Here is a 23,684-nt window from a genome sequence, read left to right on the forward strand (position 1 = left end):
TCCCATGGAACTCTTCCACAATCTCGCCCTCGGCTTCGCCACCGCCGCCACGCCCTGGAACCTGCTGTTCTGTCTCATCGGCGTACTGCTCGGTACGCTCATCGGCGTGCTTCCGGGCATCGGCGCGACGGCGACCATCGCCATGCTGCTGCCGATCACCTTCCAGCTGGAGCCGGTATCGGCGCTGATCATGCTCGCGGGCATTTATTACGGCGCGCAATATGGCGGCTCGACCACGGCGATCCTCATCAATATGCCGGGCGAATCCTCCTCCGCCGTCACTGCCATCGACGGCTACCAGATGGCGCGCAACGGACGGGCCGGGGTGGCGCTCGCCACCGCCGCTATCGGCTCCTTCTTCGCCGGCACCGTCTCGACCTTCCTCGTCGCCATCTTCGCCCCGCCGCTGACCGCCATCGCGCTTGAATTCGGCTCGCCGGAATATTTCTCGCTGATGATCGTCGGCCTCATCATGTCCATCGCGCTCGCCCATGGCTCTGTCATCAAGGCGCTGGCGATGGTCGTGCTGGGTCTCCTGCTCGGCCTCGTCGGCACCGACATCTATACCGGCACGCCGCGCTTCATCCTTGGCATGCGCGACCTCTCGGACGGCCTTAATTTTGTCGCCGTGGCTGTCGGTGTCTTCGGTGTCGCTGAAATCCTGCGCAATCTCGAGAACGAGCATCAGCGTTCCGTGATGGTCAAGAAGGTGACCGGCCTCATGCCGACGCGCGAGGATTTCAAGCGGATGTTCGCGCCGATCCTGCGCGGCACGGCGCTGGGCTCCGCGCTTGGCATCCTCCCTGGCGGCGGCGCGATCCTTGCCTCCTTCGCCTCCTACACGGTGGAAAAGCGCGTCTCGAAGCAGCCCCAAACCTTCGGCAAGGGCGCGATCGAGGGGGTTGCGGGACCGGAATCGGCCAACAATGCCGGCGCACAGACCTCATTCATCCCCATGCTGACCCTCGGCATCCCCGCCAATCCGGTCATGGCCTTGATGATCGGCGCCATGATCATTCAGGGCATCGTGCCGGGTCCGAACGTCGCCATCGAGCAGCCCGCGCTGTTCTGGGGCATCATCGCCTCGATGTGGATCGGCAATCTGATGCTGATCGTCTTGAACCTGCCGCTCATCGGCCTGTGGGTGAAGCTGCTGACGATCCCCTATTACGTGCTGTTCCCGATCATCCTCGCCTTCTCGTCCATCGGGGTCTACAGCGTCAATTCCAACGTGTTCGACCTCTATACGGTCGCCTTCTTCGGCCTCATCGGCTACATCCTGGTGAAGCTGCATTGCGAGCCGGCACCGCTGCTGCTCGGCTTCGTATTGGGGCCGCTGATAGAGGAACATTTGCGCCGCGCTATGATCATCTCACGCGGCGACCCGGCGATCTTCGTCACGAGGCCCATCAGCGCGGGCCTGCTCCTGCTGGCGCTTATCGTTCTGGTCGTGGTGCTCTTGCCCAGTATCAACCGTAAGCGCGAGGAGATTTTTGTGGAGGACTGAGCGCGCGATTGCTGTAGAACGCACTGGACCGTCGTTACGAGCTAGGCATTGCTGGAACGCCCGGCGGCGACAAGTCCTCTCATCGTCTCCTCCCTGGAAACGTCGCCGAAGACCGCCCGCTTCTTTGCCGTGTCCACTTGGAACGAACCGAAGAGCTTCTCGATCTCCGCCGACTTGCCGGCCGCTTTCCCGACGAGCCGAAGCAGGGACAGCGGGACGCCGATCAAAGTGACTTTCCGTCCGCATCCCTGGGCGAGACACCGGACGATATCGGCCGTTGTCACATCATCGCCGTCCGCGACGAGGAACACTTCGCCATCGAGGCCGGGGAGTTCGGCGGCTTTGAGAATTACCTCAGCCAGATGGCCGACACCCAGAAGGCTTCGGCGGTTTTGCGCGCGCCCGAAGGGCAGCGGAATGCCAAGCTTGATGAGCTTGATCAGCCGCTCCAAATTGCCCGGATTGCCCTCGCCATAGACAAGCGTGGGACGGAAGATGACGAGTTCCATATCCACGCTTTCGCAAAATGCGCGAAGCTGCGTTTCAGCCTCGAGCTTGCTGACAGCGTATTGGCTTACCGGACGGGGGGCATCGGTTTCGCGTTTCGGCCTGTCGGTAAAATCGCCCATCACCCCAGCGGAACTCAGAAACACAAACCGCTTCACCCTGGCCCGTGCTGCCCCGCGCGCCAGGTTCAACGTTGCCTCGACATTCACTTTTCGGAAAAGCTCCGCCCCGTCGCCGGCGCTCTCTGCGGTTTTGTGGGCTCTCGCGGCCAGATGGACGACGACATCAGAACCCGAGAGGATTGGCGTCCAGTCATCCACGGCAGTCATGTCACCCATAGGCACGATATGAAAACGGTCATCCTGTTGCCCATCAAGGGAATCGCGGACGCCCGCCTTGACGTTCCAGCCGGCATCGGCAAACCGGCGGACCACATGCTGCCCGATGAATCCCGCCGCTCCGGTGACGAAAACCGTCCTCGCCATTTTTATCCTCAAGGCTCCCATGTTTCGTCAACGAATGCACTTCCGGTTGCGGGAGTCAATCGGCGCCCAAACCAGACTGGTGCAAAACAAGCCTTGCTCGCTTGGCACTACAAGTCGCGCCATCGTGATGCGCGCCTTGGCGGGACCATAAAATATCCACCGTTCGGCCTGTTTTGTTGGGAAAGCTCCCCCTCCCCTCAACAGGGGAATTCATCTCTAACCCAACTGATGGAGGAAAAGATGATCTCGTCAAAGTTCGATACGCAGCTGGCGGAAACTGTTGTTGGTTCCCGCATGAAACTCGAAGTGGCAGCTCGCCTGACCACTAGTTATGGCTGCAGCAAAACTATGGGCAATATCTGCGAGCCTTTGGACGTTCGCAAGTAGCCTCACCTAAGGTCGATTGCCTCCTGGCGCTAATAATGGCGCTAGGAGGCAATCCCACTTCAGAACGGGCCGGACGCTACCCGGCTAGATAGAAGGCACGAAGCCTACCCCGCTGTATGCTTACCGTGCTTCTGCTTTCGCCTCGCATTCCGTCAAGGCCCGGTCTGGTAGACCGGGCCTTTATTGATTTGCCAGTGTCTTCGGGCTCCAATTTGTCACCCCGAAAGACGCTGGCAGAATTTGCTCCATTTGCGACCGAGGACGTCGAGGACGCGGAAATGGTTACCGCACCCTGCCCCGCGTATACCGGGGCGACCTGTACCATAGCCACTTATCTTTGATCGTCTGCGTCTATGGCTGCTATCCCCAACGGTTGGCGCCCAGAGCAGCCGCTTTGGGCGACAAATCGGAGCGAATGGGAATGGGAGCGCACTACACTCGCCACCTGGAAAATGTGCCAAAGTAATCAGGGCCTTCGAAGGCAAGAGAAAGAAATGACTGGAACGGTCGGGGAACAGGTTTTGCAACGCGAAGAAAAATTTACAAAACATCCTCTTGACTGTTTCGCTTACGTGCTTGATTGAAAACGATACGCGGACGTGGCGAAACTGGTAGACGCAAGGGACTTAAAATCCCTCGGGCTTGCCCGTGCGGGTTCGACCCCCGCCGTCCGCACCAACGTCCGCTCCGGATTTTCAGAAAATCCAAGGACTAAGCAAGAGCCGCCCAATGGCGGCCCTTCCCTTCTTAGGCGTGGTACACCTGATCTCCACAGGATTCATTGCACGTTGACGCCTGTCCAGAAGACTACAGTCGTATAAACCCAACTGGGAAAAAAGCGGCAAGTAACAGGCTCGCACCCCAACGTTCACGCTGTCGATCTGGAGGGGGCCTGACCTGCCGCAGGTGATCGCCTCCGGGCTGTATCCACGGAGGCAAGAGAGGCTCATTTACCGAGAGCTTCAAGCCCCTTGACCAGCGCCTGATGGAATTCCTCGGGCGCTTCCACCTGGGGGGAATGCCCAAGCTCCGGAAACGCCACGAGTGTGGCGTTGGGGATGGCTTGCGCGGTGCGTCGGCCAAGTTCGGGGTAGTTGCCGAGCCGCTCGGCGATTTCCTTGGGTGCCCGATTGGCCCCCGGCGCCGTCCGGTCCTTGCCGCCGATGAGGAGAAGCGTGGGCGCTTTGATATGGCTGAATTCATGCACGACCGGTTGCGTGAAAATCATGTCGGATGTTTGCGCCTGATTGAGCGCCACCGCCTCCTTGCCGGGCCCGGAATACATGCCCGCGAGCATCGATACCCAGCGGTCATATTCCGGCTTCCAGCGGCCATTATAATAGAAACGCTGCTGATAGGCCTTGATGCTGTCGAAGCTGGTCTTCAGCTCGCTCGCATAGAGCTGGTCGATGGTCGCATAAGGCACGCCTTCCGCTTGCCAATCCTCAAGCCCGATGGGATTGACGAGGACGAGCTGCTCGACCGCCTGCGGATAAGCCAGAGCATAGCGCGCTGCCAGCATTCCGCCCATGGAATGGCCGATGACGGTGGTCTTCTTGATTCCCAGCGAGTCGAGAAGGGCCTTGGTATTGGCCGCGAGCTGATTGAAGCTGAACTGATAGCCTTCGGGCTTGCTCGATGCGCAGAAGCCAATCTGGTCGGGCGCGATCACCCGGTAGCCGGCATTGCTCAGCACGTCGATGGTTTTCTCCCAGGTCGCACCGCAGAAATTCTTACCGTGCAGGAGGACGGCTGTCCTGCCGTTTGCCTGTCCTTTCGGCGCGATATCCATATAGGCCACGGAGAGCGGTTTGCCCTGCGACGTAAAGTCGAAGCGCTGGATCTGATGCGGATAGGAGAAACCTTCCAGTTGCGGGCCATAGCTCGGCTGGTCGGCCTTCACGGGCACGAGCGACAAACCCATGGCAAGCGCCAGAAGCGAAATGCGCAGCATCATACACAACCTCGTTTGTTGATATCGAATCGCCACGCTATTGGGAGGTCTCAGTGTGACCTCTTGATGGAGGAGGCCATCATTCGGGAAACTGTTGTATTCTTGGTTTATAAGGAGTTTCTCATCGACCCCCGCCGTCCGCACCATCCGACAGGTCAAGCTCGGGGTTCTCCGTCCGGACACGCTTGGAAGCCACGGCGGCGAGCAATTCGTCCACGCCGACACGGCCGGCTTGCCAGATACCCGCTGACAGCGCATCGAAGACAGCCCTCGGGTGTTTCCTCACAAGCACACCGATGGCGCGCAATTTCCCCGCCGCCATCATGCGGGCAAAGGCTGAATCGCCAGTATTGCCGGCGAGCCTTTTCTCCAGGAAATGGGGAAGACCGCTTCTCGTCTCCGGCAAGGGCTCCACGCGCACAAGGCTTAATGTCTTATCACGGCCTCGCCGGCATCGAGCTTTTTTTCTTTTGACGCCCCCTCCGGTAGCAGCGAGTGTGCGGTGTTGCCGATGACCTCGATAGCGGCATCCGCCGCGCTCTGCACCGCTCTTGTCGCGATGGCCATCGATTTTCCGCTCTTTTTCAGCCCCTTTTTGCCGGCCTCGGCAATCTCATGCCTTTCCTCCACAAGGGCTGCGGCCGCTGCAGCGGCAGCCGCCGTCAGGGCACTGGCTAGGAGGTTGCGGCCGGTGGACGTGCCAAGCAAGGCGCGCAGCATTTTTGACCGCCGCAGGGGCTTCGGCACTTTAAATCCGCCTATCCGCTTTGGAATCGCTTTGCGTTTTTTTCCCATCGTTTCTCTCCGTCTTGGTCAGGGGTGAACGCGACGGGTAGTGGGTGGTTCCGCAGGTTTTGGCATCTCGTCGAACGAACATGATCCGACGGGAACAAGCGACGGGGGAAATTCATTTCTAGGTTCTGTGAACTTCGCTGCTGGGGCTCATGCGACAGCGGCAGAAAGACAAGACAATGCGAGCCTTCACCATTTTCCTCATCGCCATCGGCGTTGCGTTTATCCTCTGCGTCGCGCTCTTCGCCTACCTGACTGTCTACAGGGTCGAACCTGTCGCGTCGGAGAACAGAGCAAGCTTACACCATGCCGCGGCGACCCCGGTCTTTTTGACCATCGGTAAATAGCTCTCGTCAATCTACCGTCACGAATTGAAGGCAGGAATGGGGTTAGACCGAGCCTCCGTCTGCTGGTCTTCGCTCGCGTCTTCCCACCAATCCCCTAGGGCGTTGAGCAAAGGAACAAGCCTCTCCCCGGCGGGCGTCAGATCATATTCCACACGCAGCGGATAGCCGTCGAACTCGACGCGCCGGACAATCCCCGCCTCCTCCAGCTTGCGCAGTTCGAGCGTCAGCATCTTATGCGAAATCGTCGGATTATCCCGCCGCAGATCGCTGAAGCGCTTCGGCCCCTTCTGCAGATAATAGATCAGCAGCGTCGGCCAGCGACCGCTGAGCAATTGCATCACTTCCTCAATGGGACAACGGGAGACGAGGTCCTTCATAAGCCGCTCCATGGTAACAAAAAGGTGCGTAATTTACTTCAACGGCAGGGTCGGCTTATCTCCGCCCCGCTGCGCAGCGTGGTCAACAGAAATCACGGAAGAACGAAATCATGGACCCTATTCTTATATATGGCTTTCCGCTGGGAAGCTCCATGGGCCTCGTCGCAAGCTTCGAACGGCTCGGACAGCCCTACCGGCTCTGCCGCGTCGACATGCTCGGCGAAATGCGCGAGCCGGCCTATAAGCGCATCAATCCCCGCGTCGAAACGCCTGTGCTCATCACCGACAAGGGCGATGTTGTGACCGAAACCATGGCGATTGCCACCTGGATGGAAGCGCGCGATACGGAGCGGAAAATCAGCTTTGATCCGCTTTCCTGTGAAGCCGACCGGATGCATCAGCTGATGGGTTTCATCAACACCGGCTTTACCGGCGCGTTCTATCCACTTTGGTTTGCACTGGAAATGTCGGAGCCCGATCCCGCCGTCCAAGCCACGTTGCGGCAATGGGGCCGGGAACGCGTGATCGAGCGTCATGACCGGCTGGAGGAAATGATCGGTGACACGAAATTCCTCGTCGCCGACCATCCGACGCTCGCGGACGGTATGCTTATCGGCGTCGCCCGCTGGCTGGACTTCCATGAAGTGGCCGAACCGCAGCGCTGGCCGCAGCTCCAGGCGCTGAGGCAACGCATCGAGGCGCTCCCCGAAGTCGCCTATGCCACCGCCCTCGAAAATGGCGAGACACTGCCCGGCAACGGAGCCTGTCAGGGGCATCTCCCGCTTGAAGAGGTGATCGAGCGATTCGGGAAGCGCGAGTAGCGAAGCGATGCCCGCGAATAGGGTTTTCGCCCTATTCGCTACCAACCATTCGCAATCACCCGTGCAGCCTTGCCGTAATCTCCGCAAAGCGCTTGCCCTGGAATTTCGCGCCCGCCAGTTCCTGCTCGGAAGGCAGACGCGAGCCATCGCCATTGGTGGTCGTGGTCATGCCATAGGGCGAGCCGCCGCGCACCACATCATTGCCCATCTGCCCCTGATAGGCATAGGAGAGCGGCACGATGATCATGCCGTGGTGCTGGAACGAGATCTGCGCCGAGACCAGCGCCAGTTCCGCGCCGCCATGCTGGGTCGCGGTCGAGGCCATGACTGTTACCGTCTTGTCGAGAAGCTTGCCTTCGGCCCAGAGCGGTCCCGTCTGGTCGAGGAAATTCTTCAGCTGCGATGCCATCATGCCGTAGCGCGTAGACATGCCGAAAATGATGCCGTCATAATCAGCAAGCTCCAGCGGATTGGCCACAGGCGCTTCCTGGTCGAGCTTGTAATGGGCTTTTTTCGCCACGTCTTCCGGCACCAGCTCCGGCACGCGCTTGACCGTCACATCCGCGCCGGCCTCGCGCGCGCCTTCCGCGGCGGCCCTCGCCATCGCTTCCATATGCCCCCAGGATGAATAGTAAAGCACCAGAATCTTCGCCATTTAAAATCTCCGTATCGGTCGAAATCGCCGGCCCGTCGCGGCCTCCCTTTATGTTCCGCAATGGAAAAGAATGTAACCGCCCCAATCGGTGACGGACTGTTCACCAGGGCATTTCCGGCTTACATATTTGAGAGGTAACGGAGAATGACACCATGTCGGATGGACATCAGGAAAAGCCGGTAACTGCGGCCATGCTCGCCATAGGCGACGAGCTTCTGTCGGGCCGCACCAAGGACAAGAATATCGGCCATCTCGCCGATATCATGACCACCATCGGCATCGATTTGAAGGAGGTCCGCATCGTCCCTGATGAGGAGGATCGCATTGTCGACGCGCTGAACACGCTGCGCAGCGCCCATGATTATGTCTTCACATCAGGCGGCATCGGCCCGACTCATGACGACATCACCGCCGATGCGGTGGCGAAGGCCTTCGGTGTGCCCTGCGAGCATGACGAAAAGGCGATGGAGATTCTCGGCGCCCATTACGCTGCGCGCAACATCGAATTCACCGAATCGCGCATGCGCATGGCGCGGATGCCGCGCGGCGCACAGCATATCGACAACCCCATCTCGGTCGCGCCGGGCTTCATCATCGGCAATGTCTATGTGATGGCGGGCGTGCCCTCCATCTTCCAGGCCATGCTCGACCAGGTGGTGCCCACGCTTCGCACCGGCAGCAAGCTCATCTCGCGGCTGGTGCAGTGCCCCTTCGGCGAAGGCGTCATCGGCGAGCCGCTGCGCGCCATTCAGAAGGCCCACCCCGATACCGTCATCGGCTCCTATCCCCGCTATGAGGAAGGCCGGTTCTCGACCGAGCTGGTGGTGCGCTCGCGCGACGAGGAAAAGCTTGCAGCGGCGGTCGCCGCCGTGGAGGAGATGGTCGCGCGGCTGAAAGCCCAGCAGGCCGCCTGATCGCCCTCGCCGGGTTTTGCGCTGGCGCAAGGCCGGCGAAGCGAAGTACGGCTAGACAGGGTGCAACGCAGCAGGCTTCTGCGCGTTATACGGAACGGACCATATGCATTTTGCCGCCGGGCGAAGCCGTCCGAGACAGCATAATGCGCAGCAGGAGACCGGAAGGAGGCTCAATATGGGATACCGGACCCTTATCGCCTATGTGCGCAACGCCGCCGAGATGAAGCGGGTCGTCGCCGCGGCAGCCCTTGTGGCGGCAAAAAGCGACCGCGCACATATCATCGGCATTTATGCCATCCCTTCCCCGGTCGTTTATGCCGACCCGAACGGCTTCGTTGATGCGACGATGTTCGAGGTCCACGAGGCGCGCCACAAGGAAAACGCCGAGAACCTCAAGGAATTGTTCGATGTCGAAATGCGCCAGTACGATCTGCCGCATGAATTCCGCATCGTCCACGCCAACAGCAGCGACGGCTCCGACGGGATCCTGCAGAGCGCATTCCGCGCCGATCTGATCATCGCCGGTCAGCCCGACCCCAACGATCCCGAACTCTCCAACGATACGAGCGAAACACTGGTGTTCGACAGCGGACGCCCGGTGCTTCTCGTCCCCTATGCCTTTTCGGCTCCATTAGAGATTTCCCGCATCGCCGTCGCGTTCAACGGCAAGCGCGAGGCGGCCCGCGCCGCTTTCGACGCTCTGCCCTTGCTCGTCGCCGTCAATTCGGTCGAGATCGTCTGGGTCGACCCGCCGGAATCCTCCAGCCAGAAGGCCAATGCCGTGGCCGGCACAGCCCTTGCCGAAGCGCTCGAGCGGCACGGCGCCAAGGTGGCTGTCAAGCAGCTGAGCTCGCAGGGCCTGTCGGTGCAGGAGACCATCCGGCAATATGTGATGACCAACGGGTTCGACCTTCTCGTCATGGGCGCCTACAGCCATTCGCGGCTGCGGGAGCTGGTCTTTGGCGGCGTGACCCGGTCCATCCTCACGGACATGCCGACGATGACGCTGGTTTCACGTTGACAATCTAGGCGTTTCGGGCAGCGGACGCTTGCAACGCGCGGCTTTTTCCGCTTAACAGCAGCGCATTCTTGAAGAGCATGGCGGGAGATTGCGCCCGACCATGCGGCTGAATTGGAGTGCGCGCCGATGTCCCTGCCCGAAAAAGCCTTTCCCGTTTCCTGGGACCAGTTCCACCGCGACGCGCGCGCGCTGGCTTGGCGTATCTCCGGCATCGGTAGGGAATGGCGCGCCATGGTCGCCATTACCCGCGGCGGCCTGGTGCCTGCGGCCATCATCTGCCGCGAACTCGGCATCCGCCTCATCGAAACCGTCTGCATCGCTTCCTATCATGATTATTCCGAGCAGGGTAAGCTCCAGATCCTCAAGGGCATAGGCGGCAATCTGCTTGAGAATGGCGGCGACGGCGTGCTCGTGGTGGACGATCTGACCGACACCGGCAAGACCGCCGCCATGGTGCGCGAGATGATGCCGAAGGCGCATTTCGCCACTGTCTACGCCAAGCCGCTCGGCCGTCCGCTGGTCGACACTTTCGTCACCGAGGTCTCTCAGGACACCTGGATATACTTCCCCTGGGACATGGGTTTTACCTATCAAGAGCCGATCGCCAAGTCACACCGGGGATAAATCGCGGCATTTTGCCGTAAACAAGCGGGTTTTCGGCGCATTCTTAGCGGTTTTTTCATTTCGCACGTTGCTATCGTAGCGAATCGACCCATCTTGGGGAGATGAATGGAAAGACGCTTCCCGTGCACTTCGACCTTGCCAACACCGTCGCGACGGACAAAAGGATGAGAACGCCCACCGGCCGCTGGCTGCAAGTAGGGGCGCTCGTCTGGCGCGATAATGGCGGCCGGCTGGAAGTTCTGCTGATCACCAGTCGTGGCACGGGCCGCTGGATCATCCCCAAGGGCTGGCCGCAAGTCGGCAAGACGCTGCCGCAGGCGGCATTGCGCGAGGCTTATGAGGAGGCAGGCGTGCGCGGCGCTGTCGCCACCCGGCCGGTCGGCAGCTACCCTTATGAAAAAAGCGACATTCCTCACGACACCGATAGCGCCTTCACCGTCGATGTCTTCCCCGTCCACTTCTCGCATCAGGAAAAGGACTATCCTGAATGCGGCGAGCGGCGGGCCGAATGGGTGAGTCCCGAAGAAGCGGCGCTGCGCGTCGACGAGCCGGAGCTGAAGATCATCCTGCGCGGCTTCGGCATGTCCAGCCAGATGGCGGCGGAATAGCGAACGGAAGATATTTTTCCCTGCTGAGGCAATGCCGCCGTAGAGGAATGGATTCCTGTGACAAGCACAGGAATGACGGAAGTGGAGATGGCGCTCCTCAACCGGAACCGTTGTGCAGGCTATCAGGTTGAAGGTTATCAGCGACAATCACGCAACCCGTCATTCCTGTGCTTGTCACAGGAATCCATGCCTCAACCTCTCCGCCACGCCCCCGATCAACCTGATTCACCAAAAACAAGGCCGTTAACGGCGATCTCCCACGCGCCCCTTTTCCCCGCGTTGCCCTCGCGCGTCAGGCAAGGCGCGCGACCCTTTTTCCACCCCTTCTCCCCATTATCCACACGCAAGGCACACAAGATATTGCGGTCATAAATTTGAAACAGACCAGCCCTTGACGCACCGGGTCGAGTCACATTTTATGGTTTTCAGCGTTGCGTTTGTGGCGTGGCCGCGCGTGTAGAAGGCCGGCTTTTCACCGACATCAGAGCTTTTGCGACGGAAAATGCGTGAAAATCCATGCATTTTGCGTTCGGGTTCTCATGTCGGGCTTTTGGCGGGTTGGCGGCTGCCCAAGGCCGCCGTTAAATGGATGGGGAGATGGTGCGTTAACACAAGATTTAGTGTTTGCATTCACAATAAGCACCAGATAATGTGATCTCCCCGGTTGCGGGATCAAAACAATCAGGTGGCGGACAAATAGAGCGTGGTCCCGGAAAGTTGCAGACTTTTCGAACGGGATCGTGCGGCAAGTCGTTTAGCAAGCCCGGAAGGGCCGGCTGGAACTTGCGGTAAGGGGGCTTGGTTTTGCGGCAACGCAAGGCCGGAATGCGGCGGCGCGCGGCTGCTGTCCCGGGCGTCAGGATGAAATGACGCGGGCCAGTCGCCATATATACGAGGATGGATCGGACCAATGAAGATCGAACGTCGTTTTACGAAGGAAAACCAGTCGGCCTATGCGGAGATTCCGTTCCGCAAGGCGACCAGCGAGATCAGGAATCCCGACGGTTCCGTTGTGTTCCGCTTGGAAGGCATCGACGTGCCCGCGCAGTTCAGCCAGGTTGCGACCGACGTTCTGGCGCAGAAATATTTCCGCAAGGCTGGCGTGCCCGCGCGCCTGAAAAGGATCGAGGAGAATTCCGTCCCCTCCTGGCTCTGGCGCTCCGTGGCCGATGAGGAAGCGCTCGCCGCCCTCCCCGAGGAAGAGCGCTACGGCTCGGAAATGGACGCGCGGCAGGTCTTTGATCGCCTCGCCGGAACCTGGACCTATTGGGGCTGGAAAGGCGGCTATTTCGATTCGGAAGCCGATGCGCTCGCCTTCCGCGACGAGCTTGCCTATATGCTCGCCACCCAGCGCGTCGCGCCCAACTCCCCGCAATGGTTCAACACCGGCCTCCATTGGGCCTATGGCATCGACGGTCCCGGCCAGGGCCATTATTACGTCGACTGGCAGACCGGCAAGCTGACCAAGTCCAAATCCGCCTACGAGCATCCGCAGCCGCATGCCTGCTTCATCCAGTCCGTTCAGGATGACCTCGTCAATGAGGGCGGCATCATGGATCTGTGGGTGCGTGAGGCGCGCCTCTTCAAATATGGCTCTGGCACCGGCTCCAACTTCTCCATGCTGCGCGGCGAAGGCGAAAAGCTCTCGGGCGGCGGCAAATCGTCCGGCCTCATGTCCTTCCTCAAGATCGGCGACCGCGCGGCGGGCGCCATCAAGTCTGGCGGCACCACGCGCCGCGCCGCCAAGATGGTGGTGGTCGACATCGACCATCCTGACATCGAGGAATATATCGACTGGAAGGTGAAGGAGGAGCAGAAGGTCGCGGCTCTCGTCACCGGCTCCAAGATCGTCAAGCAGCATCTGACCGCGATTCTGAAGGCCTGCGTCAATTGCGAGGCCGATAATGGCGATTGCTACGACCCGGCCAAGAACCCGGCGCTGAAGCGCGAGATCAAGGCCGCGAAACGGAACCAGGTTCCGGAAAACTACATCAAGCGCGTCATCCAGTTCGCGCGCCAAGGCTATACCGACATCCAGTTCCGCACCTACGACACGGATTGGGATTCGGAAGCCTACCTCACCGTCTCCGGCCAGAACTCCAACAACTCCGTCTCGCTGAAGGACGAGTTCCTGCGCGCGGTCGAGAATGATGGCGACTGGAACCTGACCGCCCGCAAGGACGGCAAGGTGCTGAAGACCCTCAAGGCCCGCGACCTCTGGGAGAAGATCGGCTATGCCGCCTGGGCGTCCGCCGATCCCGGCCTGCATTTCAACACCACGATGAACGACTGGCACACCTGCCCCGCCGCCGGCCCCATCCGTGCGTCGAACCCGTGCTCGGAATATATGTTCCTCGACGACACGGCCTGCAATCTGGCCTCCATCAACCTGCTGACCTACCGCAAGGCGGACGGCACCTTCGACATCGAGGCCTATGAGCACACCGTGCGGCTCTGGACCATCGTTCTCGAAATCTCCGTCATGATGGCGCAGTTCCCGTCGAAGGAAATCGCCCGTCTTTCCTATGAGTACCGCACGCTGGGCCTCGGCTACGCCAATATCGGCGGCCTGCTGATGACGTCGGGCATCCCCTATGATTCAGATGAAGGCCGCGCCATCTGCGGCGCACTCACCGCTGTCATGACCGGCGTTTCCTATGCCACCTCTGCCGAAATGGCGGGCGAGCTCGGCACCTTCCCCGGCTATGAGCCGAATGCTGCCAACATGCTGCGCGTCATCCGTAACCATCGCCGCGCCGCCCATGGCGAAACGCAGCGCTATGAAGGCCTCTCCGTCAACCCCGTGCCGCTCAAGGCCACGGAATGCCCTGACCAGAAGCTGATCGAGCACGCCCGCGCCGCCTGGGACAAGGCGCTGGAACTGGGCGAGAAGCATGGCTACCGCAATGCGCAGGTTTCGGTCATCGCGCCGACCGGCACCATCGGCCTCGTCATGGATTGCGACACGACCGGCATCGAACCCGATTTCGCGCTGGTCAAGTTCAAGAAGCTCGCCGGCGGCGGCTATTTCAAGATCATCAACCGCGCCGTGCCGGAAGCGCTGCGTACCCTTGGGTACAGCGAAAGCCAAATCGCCGAGATCGAAGCCTATGCCGTCGGCCATGGCAATCTGAACCAGGCTCCGGCCATCAACCCCGGCACGCTCAAGGCCAAGGGCTTCACCGACGAGAAGATCGAGGCGCTGAACGCCGCGCTGAAATCGGCCTTCGACATCAAGTTCGCCTTCAACCAGTGGACGCTCGGCGCCGATTGGCTGAAGGAGCAATTCGGCTTCACGCAGGATCAGCTCGATGATTTCTCTTTCGAACTGCTCCCTGCCCTCGGCTTCTCCAAGAAGGACATCGAGGCCGCCAATATCCATGTCTGCGGCGCGATGACGCTGGAGGGAGCCCCCTTCCTCAAGCAAGAGCACTATCCGGTCTTCGATTGCGCCAACCCGTGCGGCAAGATCGGCAAGCGCTATCTCTCGGTGGAAAGCCATATCCGCATGATGGCCGCGGCGCAGCCCTTCATCTCGGGCGCGATCTCCAAGACGATCAACATGCCCAACGAGGCGACCGTCGAGGATTGCAAGAACGCCTATATGCTGTCCTGGAAGCTGGCGCTGAAGGCCAATGCGCTCTACCGCGACGGCTCCAAGCTGTCGCAGCCGCTCAACGCCTCGCTCATCGCCGACGATGAGGAAGACGAGGACGATGCAATCGAAGCGCTCATTGAGGCGCCGGCTGCGGCCCGTGCGGTACAGGTCACCGAAAAGATCGTCGAGCGGATCGTCGAAAAGGTGGTGCGCGAGCGCGAAAAGCTCCCCAATCGCCGCCAGGGCTATACCCAGAAGGCGGTGGTCGGCGGTCATAAGGTATACCTCAGAACCGGCGAGTTCGGCGACGGACGCCTCGGCGAGATCTTCATCGACATGCACAAGGAAGGCGCGGCCTTCCGCGCGATGATGAACAATTTCGCCATCGCCATCTCGCTCGGCCTGCAATATGGCGTGCCGCTGGAGGAATATGTGGAGGCCTTCACCTTCACCAAATTCGAGCCGGCGGGCATCGTCATCGGCAATGACGCAATCAAGAACGCGACGTCGATCCTCGACTATGTGTTCCGCGAACTGGCCGTCTCCTATCTCGGCCGCCACGACCTCGCCCATGTCGACACCACCGATTTCTCCAATACGGCGGTCGGCAAGGGCATCCGGGAAGGCAAGACCAACCTCGTCTCTACCGGCTGGACTCGCGGCTACAAGCCCGCGCTCGTCGGCGAGCCCAAGGGACTGGCAGCGGCGGCCCCGGCTGCAAAGAGCACACCCGCCAAAGCCTCCAATGTGACGGAGCTCAAGTCTCCAACGACCAAGGCTTCGGCCACCGCTACCCCGCGCCCTGCCCTCGGCCTCGTGACCGATGGCGCCACCGCCTTCAAGCGCGACTATGAGGAACAGGCGGAGAAGGCCACGCCGGGCTTCGCCGAGGAAGCGGACGCGACGGAACTCTTCTCCGACCAGGCCGCGGCAGAAGCCGCCAGCGCCCGCACGGAAGCGCAAGCCGCCGCCAAGAAAGTCGAGGCCGACCGCCGCATCAAGTCGATCATGCAGGGCTATACGGGCGACAGCTGCTCGGAGTGCCAGAACTTCACCATGGTCCGCAACGGCACCTGCCTCAAATGCGACACCTGCGGCGCCACGAGCGGCTGCAGCTGATCAAGCCGGTGATGACGGAGGGCAACATGGTTTATCCTCCTCCAGCCTGAAATGTTCGCCGTGACATCTATTAAAAAGGCCGCGCAGATATGCACCTGCGTGGCCTTTTCAGTGCAGGAATACGCATCGTACGCAGGTGAAACCGGCCTGTAAGGATGTTGCCGCGCGCCAGGACCGCTTCGGAAAAGAGACCCTTAGGCTCTGGTCCAGTTAAAACACCCCAGCGGCAAAAGGGAATTGCTCACCAGCAGCGCCCCATGCCGGTAAAACTCGGACGGGTTGCCGCCCGATGCCATATCGATAGCCCATAATTGCCTCGATGCGTCAGCACCAATCATGCTGCCGCCGGCTGCGGCGATCGCGGCGAAAGCCTCTTGCTCCGTGATACCAGGCCGGAAAAGCACCACCACCTGCGTTTGATCAGGGGGAGGAAGGGCCGCAAGCGGGCCGGCTATAGCAGCTGCCAACGCCAGGATGGCCGGAGAACGCACGAAGCGGCCTTTGCCGCTCGTTCCGCCTCGCCGCATCATGAAGCCGATGACGGCAGGAACCACGCCAAATATGGCGAACCATAACAAATCCCAGAACAGCGGATTGTCCACATCCATGCGGATGCGATGAATACCCAAAATCCAGTGAGACAAAACGCCGTCGATGACATGCCATCCGCCGAACCCGATCAGGGCATTGGCAAACAAGCGCCGATCCGCACCCTTGGCCGGAAACTCCTTCCGCGCGCGCCAGAGCAACCAAAGGCCCATCCCGGTAATGACATACATCAGCATATGGAAAATGCCGTCCCACAGGATGAGAACCCGGATGTCCTGCCGTGCCTGCTCCACGCCGCTCAGCAAATGCCATTGCAGCACCTGATGCAGGAGGATGCCGTCGAAGAACCCGCCAATGCCGAAACCAAGCGCATAGCCCGACCATTCGAAACGGCCGCTAAAGCGGATTTGGTTGCCGGAATTTGCGCGAATCATGAGCGTGCCTCTGCCAATCGAGGGCGTGCCGTTTGGCTTGCAGCTCACCACGGTATGGCGGAGATCGCGAGAACGACCAGCGCAGCGACGCCAACAATCAAGAGCACATAAATCCACAGGCCCCGTCGTTTGCGCCGCGACGGTGCCGGCACATCTTCCCTGCTCTGCGCTTCGACCCGTCGCTCCTGTTCGGTCGGAGGCCTATCGGCAGCCTCATCGTCCGTCCCCAGGGGAGCCGCGGCCCAGTCGGGATATGGAACCTTCTCCGCCGTCTTGCCGCTGTCGATGTCGGCGCGCAGGCGATCCATCGTGGGTGGGTTCTCGGCTCTATATGACACGGCAATCTCCTCTGGCGCGAAAGCGTATGATCTCCATTAATCAGTCAGGAGCAGAACGCTGGCGGCTGCGACGGGTTCCGGATAGAGGATTTTGGAACGATGGTCCTTGGCCCACTGATCGATTTCGCAATCAATCAGATTCACCACTGAATCGAGCTATCAAACGAAGAGAAACGTTAGGAATAGAAAATTCCGTTCGTTATTCTCTCAAAAAGACAAAAGGGAGAGTGGCGCGCCGCGCCGGGTGATGATGAGAACTATGTCTACTCTATAGCCACATCTCGCTCGCCGAGATCGCGGAACGGCTAGCGGCTGCGTACGGCGTGCGGGTGGTGCCTTCGACGGTGTGATGTTCCTCGACAAGCGCGGCATCACGTTCAAAAAACAGCGCATGCCAGCGAGCAGCAACGGACCGACGTGCAGCGGCGCCGCCGTGCCAGGTTCGATGGTCAGCTCGACCTCGATCCCGGGAGGCTGATCTTCATCGACGAGACCGCCGCCTCCACCAAGATGGCGCGGTTGCGCGGTCGATCGAACGCGGCAAGCGATGTCGGGCGTCCGTACCTCATGGCCACTGGAAGACGACGACCTTCACCGCCGGGTTGCGGCTGGACGGCTTGACTGCGCCGATACTGCTCGACGGACCGATGAACGGCGCCGCCTTCTTGGCCGATACCGAGCAGGTTCTCGTGCCCGCGCTGCGGCCCGGCGACATCGTCGTGGTGGACTATCTGCCGGCCCACCGGATCGTCGGCGTGCGCGCGCGCGGCCATCGAGAGGGTCGGCGCACGGCTCCTCAAGCGCCGCAAACCCTCCCTTGATCGGTTTTGCGGATTTGCTCCCATTGATACCCAGGCAATGCTACCCCACGACTGTCTGGCACGACTCGCGCCAAATGGACGTGTACAAGCTATCTCTGACAGATCTTTTGTGCCAACTCTGCGACTGCCATCCCCACTCGACCGACCGCGTCCAAATGGTATGCTGCGCAAAATTCATAGCTTGGCAGCTTGATCTCACACTTTAGTTTTCTCAAACCTCGATTGTTTGTTAGGCAGGCAGAATTAATCACTCCTATCGCCTCACAGGATGCCAATGTTCGTATCATCACCTCTGTTGAACTACAGGAGTTCAACCTCACGGGCCACAGCCCGCTCATCCGGAAAAGCTCTTCGATAGAAGCGTATGTTGCTGAATCTTTTGCGTAGGTGATGATTGGGTACCGGGCAATCTTGTCGATCGTCATCACTCCCTTCGGAAGCTTCGCTGCTTCTCCCGCGACCCATTCGTTTTGGTAAGTCCGAAGTGGCAGGTTGCGAATGCCCTTTTCGTGAACCGGCCCCATGAGAAAGGCCACATCGATTTCTCCTGAAAGCAACTTCTCTCTCAAATTCCTTGTCGTGTCGGTGATCACCTCAAAAGTCAGATGTTGGACGTCAATGATGATCTCGGCCACAAGGTGAGAAAGCCAGGAATTGGCGATCGTATCGGTTGCCCCAATTCGTACTTTGTCGTGTGACCGTGCCTCACCATATGCCGTTGCCTTGAGGCGGTGCGAGATCTCGATGATCTGCTCTGCATAATGAAGCAGTTCCAGCCCACGCCCCGTGAGCTGGATCTTATTGCCCGTTCGGTCGATAAGCTGGCAGTTTAGCTCCTGCTCAAGCGAATTCAATCGGAGGGAGATCGCGGGCTGAGTGATATTGAGCCTATTGGCGGCTGCGCTGAAGTTCCTCAACGTCGCTATCGAAACGAATGCCTCGAGCTGTTTGAGTTCCATCCCACCTCCCATTTGAAATACTTATAGCTCTTCCGAAGCCAAATTAATTGGACAAATATCCGCAATTTTCAATAACCTGAATTGAGAAAACCAGTAACAATCGCAAAGCCGGGAACGCCGACGTTGAAATCATTCCATTCGGGTCTAACGAAAGTCCGACTCGCCGGGCTGAAGAAGAGTTACGGCGACATTCATGCTCTACGGGAAACATCCCTGACTGTTCCAGCCGGTGAGTTCCTTACTCTTCTTGGGCCTTCCGGCTCGGGAAAGACGACGTTGCTGATGATGCTCGCCGGGCTGATTGTCCCGGATTCTGGAGAGGTCTGGATCGACGGAAAGGACGCCACCTTTGAGCCCGTGTTTAAGCGGGACATCGGCATGGTGTTTCAGAACTACGCCCTTTTCCCCCATCTGTCGGTTTTTGAGAACATAGCCTTTCCCCTGCGGATGCGGCGTTTGCCGGAACAGACCATACGGGAAAAGGTCCGCAAAATCCTGGACATTGTGCGCCTACCGCAGGTGGCTGAAAGATTGCCGCGCGAGCTATTAGGTGGGCAGCAGCAGCGCATCGCATTGGCGCGCTGTGCCGTCTATGAGCCGTCGATCATCTTGATGGATGAGCCGCTGGGGGCGCTCGACAAGAAGCTGCGCGATCACATGCAGCTCGAGATTAAGCGCCTTCATACGGAACTCGGGGCCACCATCCTGTACGTTACCCATGATCAAGAAGAAGCGATGGCGATGTCGGACCGCATCTGCCTGATGAACAACAGGCGAATTGAGCAACTTGGAACTCCGGCCGACCTGTATTTTCGCCCGGTCAGCGTCTTTGCGGCTGATTTTCTAGGCGGAGCGAACATCTTCAGAAGTTCCGTCGTGAACGTCTCTCCGGAGGTCGTTCTAAAAGGGCCTGCTGACAATCTCATTAGAACCGAGGCCATTCTCGGCCTCAGAGCCGGGCAGGCTGCGGATGTGTTGGTCCGGCCGGAGCACATTCGAGTCTTAAGACCCGATGAGGCCTGTGAGAACATCCTCAATGGTGTGCTCGAACAAAGCATCATGGTCGGATCAGTAACCCGCCATTACGGGCATCTGCAGGACGGAACACCCATTGCAGCGATGCATCTGACCAAAAGCGCCAAGCGCTTGGCGAATCCGGGAGAAGCGGTTCGGTTTGGGTGGTCGAAAGAACACACCGTGGTGATCCCGCAGACTGCAGAGGCTTCCGATGCAAAGTAACGGCCTCGTCCATAGCCTGCAACAATGGACGCGTGGCTGGGGGATTTGGCCTACGGTTCTGTTTCTGTTGATTGTCTTTCTGGTGCCGGTTCTCCAATTGCTCAGGCTGAGCCTTGTCGGCGAAGCAGGTCACCTATCGACCGAGCACTACGCCAGGCTTTTTGAAAGCAGCCTCTACGTGAGGATATTGGGCAGCACATTTAATATCGCTCTTTGGACAACGGTTGTCTGCCTGGTGGCCGGCTATCCCGTGGCCTACCTCCTTGCGACGACATCGCCGAGAACCCGGAGCAGCCTGATACTGTGGGTCCTGATGCCATTCTGGACCAGTGTCCTGGTGCGCAGTTTTGCTTGGATCGTAATCCTCGGCCGGAATGGACTGATCAATCAGATCCTCGTCGATCTTGGCGTGTCCGACGTTCCGATGGAACTGATTTACAACTTCGCCAGCGTGATTGTCGGCATCTCGCACGCGATGATGCCATTGGCGATCCTAACGATGCTTGCTGTCATGCAGAATATCGACAGCAACGTCAGCAGAGCTGCTGCAACATTGGGCGCCAGGGGGCCCCACGTCTTCTGGCGAATTTACTTCCCCTTGTCGCTACCGGGGGTTGCCGCCGCAGGCCTCCTTGTCTTCATCACGTCGCTTGGTTTCTTCGTGACGCCTACGTTGCTCGGTAGTCCGAGCGAAACCATGCTTGCCCAGATCATCGTCGTCCAAATTGATGAGATGCTGGACTGGGGCTTTGCGGGCGCTGTCGCCGTGCTATTGCTCGTAGCCTCCATTGCGGTGTTCTACCTCTTTGATCGGCTCCTCGGAATGTCAGCCCTGACCGGCGATGTCAGGACCGGCAGTGCTAAGAAGCGCAGCGCCTTCACCCGATTTGCCTCAACATTTGGTTTCCGTCTCACCGCCGCACTGGGGTGGATCGGCGCATGGACCGGCGAGATGTTCGACCGCCTGCCTTTGCGTAGCCGGCCTCGCGCAAGCGAGCACAAATCAAGATTTGTGCTGTGGGCGACAGTCCTCGCGGTCGTCGTCTTCCTCGCCGCGCCTTCCTTCTTTCTCATCCCGATCTCGTTTTCCGGGAGTTCATTCTTTGAATGGCCACCCAGGGGCTTCTCACTTCAATGGTATGACGCGCTGTTTTCGTCGCCGATCTGGCAACAGGCCGCGGTTCGATCCGTGCTGGTGGGCCTTTTCACTGCAGTTCTCTCCATTCTGATCGGAACTCCAGCGGCTTTCGCATTGTCGCGTCAGCAGATCCGGGGCAAGTTACTGGTGATGGCCTTCATCCTCATGCCAATGGTGATGCCTCATATCATTGTGGCGTTGGCGCTGTTCTACGCGTTCGCGAAGGTTGGATTGGTTGGCAACTCGCTCGGCCTTATCCTAGGCCACACCATCTTCTCGCTGCCATATGCCATAGTCACGATCATGGCCGTCCTGAAGAACTACGATATTCGCCTGGACCAAGCAGCCTGGACCCTTGGCGCTACTCACTTGACGACCTTCCGAAAGGTGACATTGCCCATAATCCGAACAGGAATCATCACCGCTTTCTTGTTCTCGTTCGTCAAATCTTTCGATGAATTGACTGTCGCTTTGTTCATTAGCGGCGGCACTTCGACAACCCTACCACGCCAGATGTGGGCAGACGCGCTGATGAATGTCAGCCCGACCCTAGCCGCAGTCTCCACGATGATCCTGTTGTTCGTCACCGTGATCATTGTCTGCGAAGAACTGCTCGGTCGCAAGAAGAAGACTTCCTGATGTTACTCGCAGACTGAAAAGAGAAGAGGGAACGCCATGTCCATCAATAAGCACATCACCCGCCGCAATGTATTGAAGACATCATCCGTCGGCGCTGCAGCTTTTGTGTTTCCGGCCATATGGCATCGGAGCGACGCAGCCGAAACATTAACTGTTTCCGATCCGGGCGGCGTTTATACAACGGCTTGGAAGGAGGCATATTATACCCCCTTTACGGAAGAGACCGGCATCTCGATCATCCCCGTGGTGAGAAGATCAAATCCGTCGGCGGAGTTCAAAGCTCAGGTCGAGACCCAGAACTACAATTGGGATGTCAGTGGCGGCATCAATTCCGACGTTGCGGATTTGCTTGTCGAGGCAGAGCTCGTTGAGCCTCTGGATTTAAGTGGGCCTGACATGGCTGCGATTCCAGCAGACATGAAGAACGAGTTCTACTTTGCCGACAGCCTTGTGACATTCTTGCTGGCCTACCGCACGGACAAGTACCAAACGCCGCTGACGTCGTTTTCGGATATTTGGAATCTGGAGAAGGTCCCGGGGCGCCGCGCATTGCGCCGCCTCGGCCGGGATATGATAGAAATCGCCCTCAGGGCTGATGGTGTTCCGGGTGGTCCGGAGATTTATAAGGTTCTTGAGAGCGACGGCGGATGGGACCGTGCGTTTAAGAAGCTGGACGAAATCAAACAGCATGTAAATGTGTGGTGGGATTCGGCCGCGCAAAGCGCCCAGCTTTTGCAGAACGGTGAAGTCGACATATGCCCGACTTTTAACGCGAGAGCCCAGTCTGCTGCAAATGCAGGCGCGCCGGTCGCCATTACCTGGAGTGGCGGCTTCTATAGCGCCACTGGATGGTGCATCCCCAAAGGCGCCCCCAAAGCGGATATTGCACGGAAATTCGTAAAATTTTGCGCCCGCGCCGACCGCCAGGCGGCCTTCACCGTCCTCTTGCCGAACGGGCCGTCAAACCCCGAAGCATACAAGTACATCGACGAAAAGCTGGCGGTTCAGTTGCCAAGCTATCCAACCAATCTCGAACAGACGGCGCGCGTGAATGATGCGTTCTGGGGAAAGAACAAGGCGCTCGCCGATAGGAAATTCAACGAATGGCTGCTTAAGGGCTGACGGGGTAGGTATGAAGATAGCCAATGTGGAGTTGCGCCAAATCAAGGCTGACCTTCCCTCTCCTTTCAGCGGGGGAACGTATACCCTTGCAGCTCGGACCGCCCTTCTATGCCGCATAACAACTGACCAGGGACTGCAGAGCACGGTCTGCGTGGGCAATGAGTCTGCCTACGGGCCGTTTCTGAAGTCGCTTATCCGCGGACCTTTCCGAGATTTGCTTGTCGGTGAAGACCCCTTACGGGGCGAGTGGCTGTGGCAGAAAATGCTCGCTCACGACAAAGCCTATGTTGATCGTGCATCTGTGATGATGGCAATCGCGACGGTCGATGCGGCACTTTGGGATCTCAAGGGGCAAATCACAGGACAGCCGGTTTGGAAGCTGCTCGGCGGTGTGAACAACAAAGTGCCCTTGATCGGAATCGGTGGATACTACGAAACGAGCCGTGACGAGGAGGGCATCCGCAAGGAGATCCGGAACTATAGAAGCCTGGGGCTGCGAGGGATTAAGTTCAAGGTTGGAGCTCTTTCCATTGAAGAAGACGCGCAACGCGTTCGAATCGCGCGGGACGAGGCTGGACCAGATGACCTGAGACCCTGAACTTCCTCCAGATTTTGGTAGAGTCCGTCACAACGAGGAGACGGACGAATGAAGCGTTCACGGTTCACGGAAGAACAGATCATCGGGATATTGAAGGAGCAGGAGGCGGGCGCGAAGACGGTTGATGTCTG

Annotated in this window: 23 protein-coding genes, 1 tRNA gene and 1 pseudogene; 16 read left to right on the plus strand and 9 right to left on the minus strand. The window is 59.2% G+C overall.

All coding sequences use genetic code 11. From position 1 onward, the window contains the following. Window positions 1-4: 4 nt before the first annotated feature. Window positions 5-1,507 carry a tripartite tricarboxylate transporter permease gene (locus tag ACOWVG_RS11805; protein ID WP_420962377.1) on the plus strand — a complete coding sequence of 501 codons (1,503 nt, stop codon included), beginning with the start codon at window positions 5-7 and terminating at the stop codon, window positions 1,505-1,507. A gap of 41 nt (window positions 1,508-1,548) precedes the next feature. On the opposite strand, the gene ACOWVG_RS11810 is transcribed toward ACOWVG_RS11805, so the two are convergent. Beyond that, entirely contained in the window at window positions 1,549-2,448 is a 900-nt protein-coding gene (locus ACOWVG_RS11810) for an NAD-dependent epimerase/dehydratase family protein (RefSeq protein WP_420962428.1), read from the minus strand. Here ACOWVG_RS11810 and ACOWVG_RS11815 point away from each other — a divergent pair. Together ACOWVG_RS11815 and ACOWVG_RS11820 are read left to right on the plus strand one after the other, a co-directional pair. Continuing rightward, a complete protein-coding gene (locus ACOWVG_RS11815) occupies window positions 2,362-2,886 on the plus strand; it encodes a hypothetical protein (RefSeq protein ID WP_420962431.1) in 525 nt (174 codons plus the stop codon). The two genes, ACOWVG_RS11810 and ACOWVG_RS11815, sit on opposite strands and share 87 nt — an antisense overlap. A 593-nt stretch (window positions 2,887-3,479) precedes the next feature. Continuing rightward, a tRNA-Leu gene (locus tag ACOWVG_RS11820) sits at window positions 3,480-3,564 on the plus strand. 268 nt (window positions 3,565-3,832) lie between these two features. On the opposite strand, the gene ACOWVG_RS11825 is transcribed toward ACOWVG_RS11820, so the two are convergent. From ACOWVG_RS11825 to ACOWVG_RS11835, 3 genes are all read right to left on the minus strand, one after another. After that, entirely contained in the window at window positions 3,833-4,840 is a 1,008-nt protein-coding gene (locus ACOWVG_RS11825) for an alpha/beta fold hydrolase (protein ID WP_420962429.1), read from the minus strand. A gap of 121 nt (window positions 4,841-4,961) precedes the next feature. Then, entirely contained in the window at window positions 4,962-5,246 is a 285-nt protein-coding gene (locus ACOWVG_RS11830; protein ID WP_420962378.1) for a hypothetical protein, read from the minus strand. A 20-nt stretch (window positions 5,247-5,266) separates the two neighbouring features. After that, on the minus strand, window positions 5,267-5,635 hold the full coding sequence (locus ACOWVG_RS11835; protein WP_420962379.1) for a hypothetical protein: 369 nt from the start codon (window positions 5,633-5,635) through the stop codon (window positions 5,267-5,269). 176 nt (window positions 5,636-5,811) lie between these two features. On the opposite strand from ACOWVG_RS11835, the gene ACOWVG_RS11840 reads away from it, so the two are divergent. Beyond that, the gene (locus ACOWVG_RS11840) at window positions 5,812-5,979 is read left to right on the plus strand and encodes a hypothetical protein (RefSeq protein ID WP_420962380.1); all 168 of its coding nucleotides are present in this window, start codon (window positions 5,812-5,814) and stop codon (window positions 5,977-5,979) included. Window positions 5,980-5,996: 17 nt separating this feature from the next. On the opposite strand, the gene ACOWVG_RS11845 is transcribed toward ACOWVG_RS11840, so the two are convergent. After that, complete coding sequence (locus tag ACOWVG_RS11845) at window positions 5,997-6,356, minus strand: winged helix-turn-helix transcriptional regulator (RefSeq protein WP_420962381.1); 360 nt, start codon at window positions 6,354-6,356, stop codon at window positions 5,997-5,999. A 110-nt stretch (window positions 6,357-6,466) separates the two neighbouring features. On the opposite strand from ACOWVG_RS11845, the gene ACOWVG_RS11850 reads away from it, so the two are divergent. Further along, the gene (locus ACOWVG_RS11850) at window positions 6,467-7,177 is read left to right on the plus strand and encodes a glutathione S-transferase family protein (protein WP_420962382.1); all 711 of its coding nucleotides are present in this window, start codon (window positions 6,467-6,469) and stop codon (window positions 7,175-7,177) included. Between the two features lie 55 nt (window positions 7,178-7,232). Here ACOWVG_RS11850 and wrbA read toward each other — a convergent pair whose 3' ends face one another. Then, window positions 7,233-7,832, minus strand: a complete 600-nt coding sequence (gene wrbA, locus ACOWVG_RS11855) for an NAD(P)H:quinone oxidoreductase (protein ID WP_420962383.1) — start codon at window positions 7,830-7,832, stop codon at window positions 7,233-7,235. Window positions 7,833-7,984: 152 nt separating this feature from the next. Here wrbA and ACOWVG_RS11860 point away from each other — a divergent pair, with 152 nt between their 5' ends. The 5 genes from ACOWVG_RS11860 to ACOWVG_RS11880 all read left to right on the plus strand — a co-directional run bounded on the left by ACOWVG_RS11860 (window position 7,985) and on the right by ACOWVG_RS11880 (window position 15,716). Then, entirely contained in the window at window positions 7,985-8,746 is a 762-nt protein-coding gene (locus tag ACOWVG_RS11860; RefSeq protein ID WP_420962384.1) for a competence/damage-inducible protein A, read from the plus strand. Window positions 8,747-8,921: 175 nt separating this feature from the next. After that, window positions 8,922-9,767 (plus strand): universal stress protein, encoded by an 846-nt coding sequence (locus ACOWVG_RS11865; protein ID WP_420962386.1) that lies wholly within the window; start codon window positions 8,922-8,924, stop codon window positions 9,765-9,767. A gap of 126 nt (window positions 9,768-9,893) precedes the next feature. Then, window positions 9,894-10,391 carry a xanthine phosphoribosyltransferase gene (gene gpt / locus ACOWVG_RS11870; RefSeq protein ID WP_420962387.1) on the plus strand — a complete coding sequence of 166 codons (498 nt, stop codon included), beginning with the start codon at window positions 9,894-9,896 and terminating at the stop codon, window positions 10,389-10,391. A gap of 101 nt (window positions 10,392-10,492) precedes the next feature. Beyond that, on the plus strand, window positions 10,493-10,999 hold the full coding sequence (locus ACOWVG_RS11875) for an NUDIX hydrolase (RefSeq protein WP_420962388.1): 507 nt from the start codon (window positions 10,493-10,495) through the stop codon (window positions 10,997-10,999). 910 nt (window positions 11,000-11,909) lie between these two features. Next, complete coding sequence (locus ACOWVG_RS11880) at window positions 11,910-15,716, plus strand: vitamin B12-dependent ribonucleotide reductase (RefSeq protein WP_420962389.1); 3,807 nt, start codon at window positions 11,910-11,912, stop codon at window positions 15,714-15,716. Window positions 15,717-15,910: 194 nt separating this feature from the next. Here the strand turns inward: ACOWVG_RS11880 and ACOWVG_RS11885 are convergent, their stop codons facing one another. Together ACOWVG_RS11885 and ACOWVG_RS11890 are read right to left on the minus strand one after the other, a co-directional pair. Beyond that, window positions 15,911-16,699, minus strand: coding sequence for a DUF2243 domain-containing protein (locus ACOWVG_RS11885; protein WP_420962390.1), 789 nt, complete (start codon window positions 16,697-16,699; stop codon window positions 15,911-15,913). Window positions 16,700-16,743: 44 nt separating this feature from the next. Further along, a complete protein-coding gene (locus ACOWVG_RS11890) occupies window positions 16,744-17,037 on the minus strand; it encodes a hypothetical protein (RefSeq protein WP_420962391.1) in 294 nt (97 codons plus the stop codon). 384 nt (window positions 17,038-17,421) lie between these two features. Here ACOWVG_RS11890 and ACOWVG_RS11895 point away from each other — a divergent pair. After that, window positions 17,422-17,835: pseudogene (locus ACOWVG_RS11895) on the plus strand (transposase); the annotation flags it as partial. 112 nt (window positions 17,836-17,947) lie between these two features. Here the strand turns inward: ACOWVG_RS11895 and ACOWVG_RS11900 are convergent. Further along, window positions 17,948-18,817: a LysR substrate-binding domain-containing protein gene (locus ACOWVG_RS11900; protein ID WP_420962392.1), complete on the minus strand. Its 870-nt coding sequence runs from the start codon at window positions 18,815-18,817 to the stop codon at window positions 17,948-17,950. Between the two features lie 123 nt (window positions 18,818-18,940). On the opposite strand from ACOWVG_RS11900, the gene ACOWVG_RS11905 reads away from it, so the two are divergent. The 5 genes from ACOWVG_RS11905 to ACOWVG_RS11925 form a co-directional block, all read left to right on the plus strand. After that, window positions 18,941-20,056 (plus strand): ABC transporter ATP-binding protein, encoded by a 1,116-nt coding sequence (locus ACOWVG_RS11905; protein ID WP_420962393.1) that lies wholly within the window; start codon window positions 18,941-18,943, stop codon window positions 20,054-20,056. After that, on the plus strand, window positions 20,046-21,833 hold the full coding sequence (locus ACOWVG_RS11910; RefSeq protein ID WP_420962395.1) for an ABC transporter permease subunit: 1,788 nt from the start codon (window positions 20,046-20,048) through the stop codon (window positions 21,831-21,833). The genes ACOWVG_RS11905 and ACOWVG_RS11910 overlap by 11 nt, the downstream gene beginning before the upstream one ends. A gap of 36 nt (window positions 21,834-21,869) precedes the next feature. Then, on the plus strand, window positions 21,870-22,955 hold the full coding sequence (locus ACOWVG_RS11915; RefSeq protein ID WP_420962396.1) for an ABC transporter substrate-binding protein: 1,086 nt from the start codon (window positions 21,870-21,872) through the stop codon (window positions 22,953-22,955). A 10-nt stretch (window positions 22,956-22,965) separates the two neighbouring features. Further along, on the plus strand, window positions 22,966-23,553 hold the full coding sequence (locus tag ACOWVG_RS11920) for a hypothetical protein (protein ID WP_420962397.1): 588 nt from the start codon (window positions 22,966-22,968) through the stop codon (window positions 23,551-23,553). 48 nt (window positions 23,554-23,601) lie between these two features. Then, window positions 23,602-23,684, plus strand: an 83-nt coding sequence (locus tag ACOWVG_RS11925; RefSeq protein WP_354542348.1) for a transposase, incomplete at its 3' end; no start/stop codon positions are given.

Source organism: Brucella sp. IR073, assembly GCF_049065735.1.
Classification (GTDB): Bacteria; Pseudomonadota; Alphaproteobacteria; order Rhizobiales; family Rhizobiaceae; genus Paramesorhizobium.

Excerpts from the sequence above, each read along its gene's own strand:
- ACOWVG_RS11805 (WP_420962377.1), top strand. The coding sequence starts at position 5 with ATGGAACTCTTCCACAATCTCGCCCTCGGCTTCGCCACCGCCGCCACG.
- ACOWVG_RS11815 (WP_420962431.1), top strand. The coding sequence starts at position 2,362 with ATGAAAACGGTCATCCTGTTGCCCATCAAGGGAATCGCGGACGCCCGC.
- ACOWVG_RS11825 (WP_420962429.1), bottom strand. The coding sequence starts at position 4,840 with ATGCTGCGCATTTCGCTTCTGGCGCTTGCCATGGGTTTGTCGCTCGTG.
- ACOWVG_RS11835 (WP_420962379.1), bottom strand. The coding sequence starts at position 5,635 with ATGGGAAAAAAACGCAAAGCGATTCCAAAGCGGATAGGCGGATTTAAA.
- ACOWVG_RS11840 (WP_420962380.1), top strand. The coding sequence starts at position 5,812 with ATGCGAGCCTTCACCATTTTCCTCATCGCCATCGGCGTTGCGTTTATC.
- ACOWVG_RS11845 (WP_420962381.1), bottom strand. The coding sequence starts at position 6,356 with ATGAAGGACCTCGTCTCCCGTTGTCCCATTGAGGAAGTGATGCAATTG.
- ACOWVG_RS11850 (WP_420962382.1), top strand. The coding sequence starts at position 6,467 with ATGGACCCTATTCTTATATATGGCTTTCCGCTGGGAAGCTCCATGGGC.
- wrbA (WP_420962383.1), bottom strand. The coding sequence starts at position 7,832 with ATGGCGAAGATTCTGGTGCTTTACTATTCATCCTGGGGGCATATGGAA.
- ACOWVG_RS11860 (WP_420962384.1), top strand. The coding sequence starts at position 7,985 with ATGTCGGATGGACATCAGGAAAAGCCGGTAACTGCGGCCATGCTCGCC.
- ACOWVG_RS11865 (WP_420962386.1), top strand. The coding sequence starts at position 8,922 with ATGGGATACCGGACCCTTATCGCCTATGTGCGCAACGCCGCCGAGATG.
- gpt (WP_420962387.1), top strand. The coding sequence starts at position 9,894 with ATGTCCCTGCCCGAAAAAGCCTTTCCCGTTTCCTGGGACCAGTTCCAC.
- ACOWVG_RS11875 (WP_420962388.1), top strand. The coding sequence starts at position 10,493 with ATGAATGGAAAGACGCTTCCCGTGCACTTCGACCTTGCCAACACCGTC.
- ACOWVG_RS11880 (WP_420962389.1), top strand. The coding sequence starts at position 11,910 with ATGAAGATCGAACGTCGTTTTACGAAGGAAAACCAGTCGGCCTATGCG.
- ACOWVG_RS11885 (WP_420962390.1), bottom strand. The coding sequence starts at position 16,699 with ATGATTCGCGCAAATTCCGGCAACCAAATCCGCTTTAGCGGCCGTTTC.
- ACOWVG_RS11900 (WP_420962392.1), bottom strand. The coding sequence starts at position 18,817 with ATGGAACTCAAACAGCTCGAGGCATTCGTTTCGATAGCGACGTTGAGG.
- ACOWVG_RS11910 (WP_420962395.1), top strand. The coding sequence starts at position 20,046 with ATGCAAAGTAACGGCCTCGTCCATAGCCTGCAACAATGGACGCGTGGC.
- ACOWVG_RS11915 (WP_420962396.1), top strand. The coding sequence starts at position 21,870 with ATGTCCATCAATAAGCACATCACCCGCCGCAATGTATTGAAGACATCA.
- ACOWVG_RS11920 (WP_420962397.1), top strand. The coding sequence starts at position 22,966 with ATGAAGATAGCCAATGTGGAGTTGCGCCAAATCAAGGCTGACCTTCCC.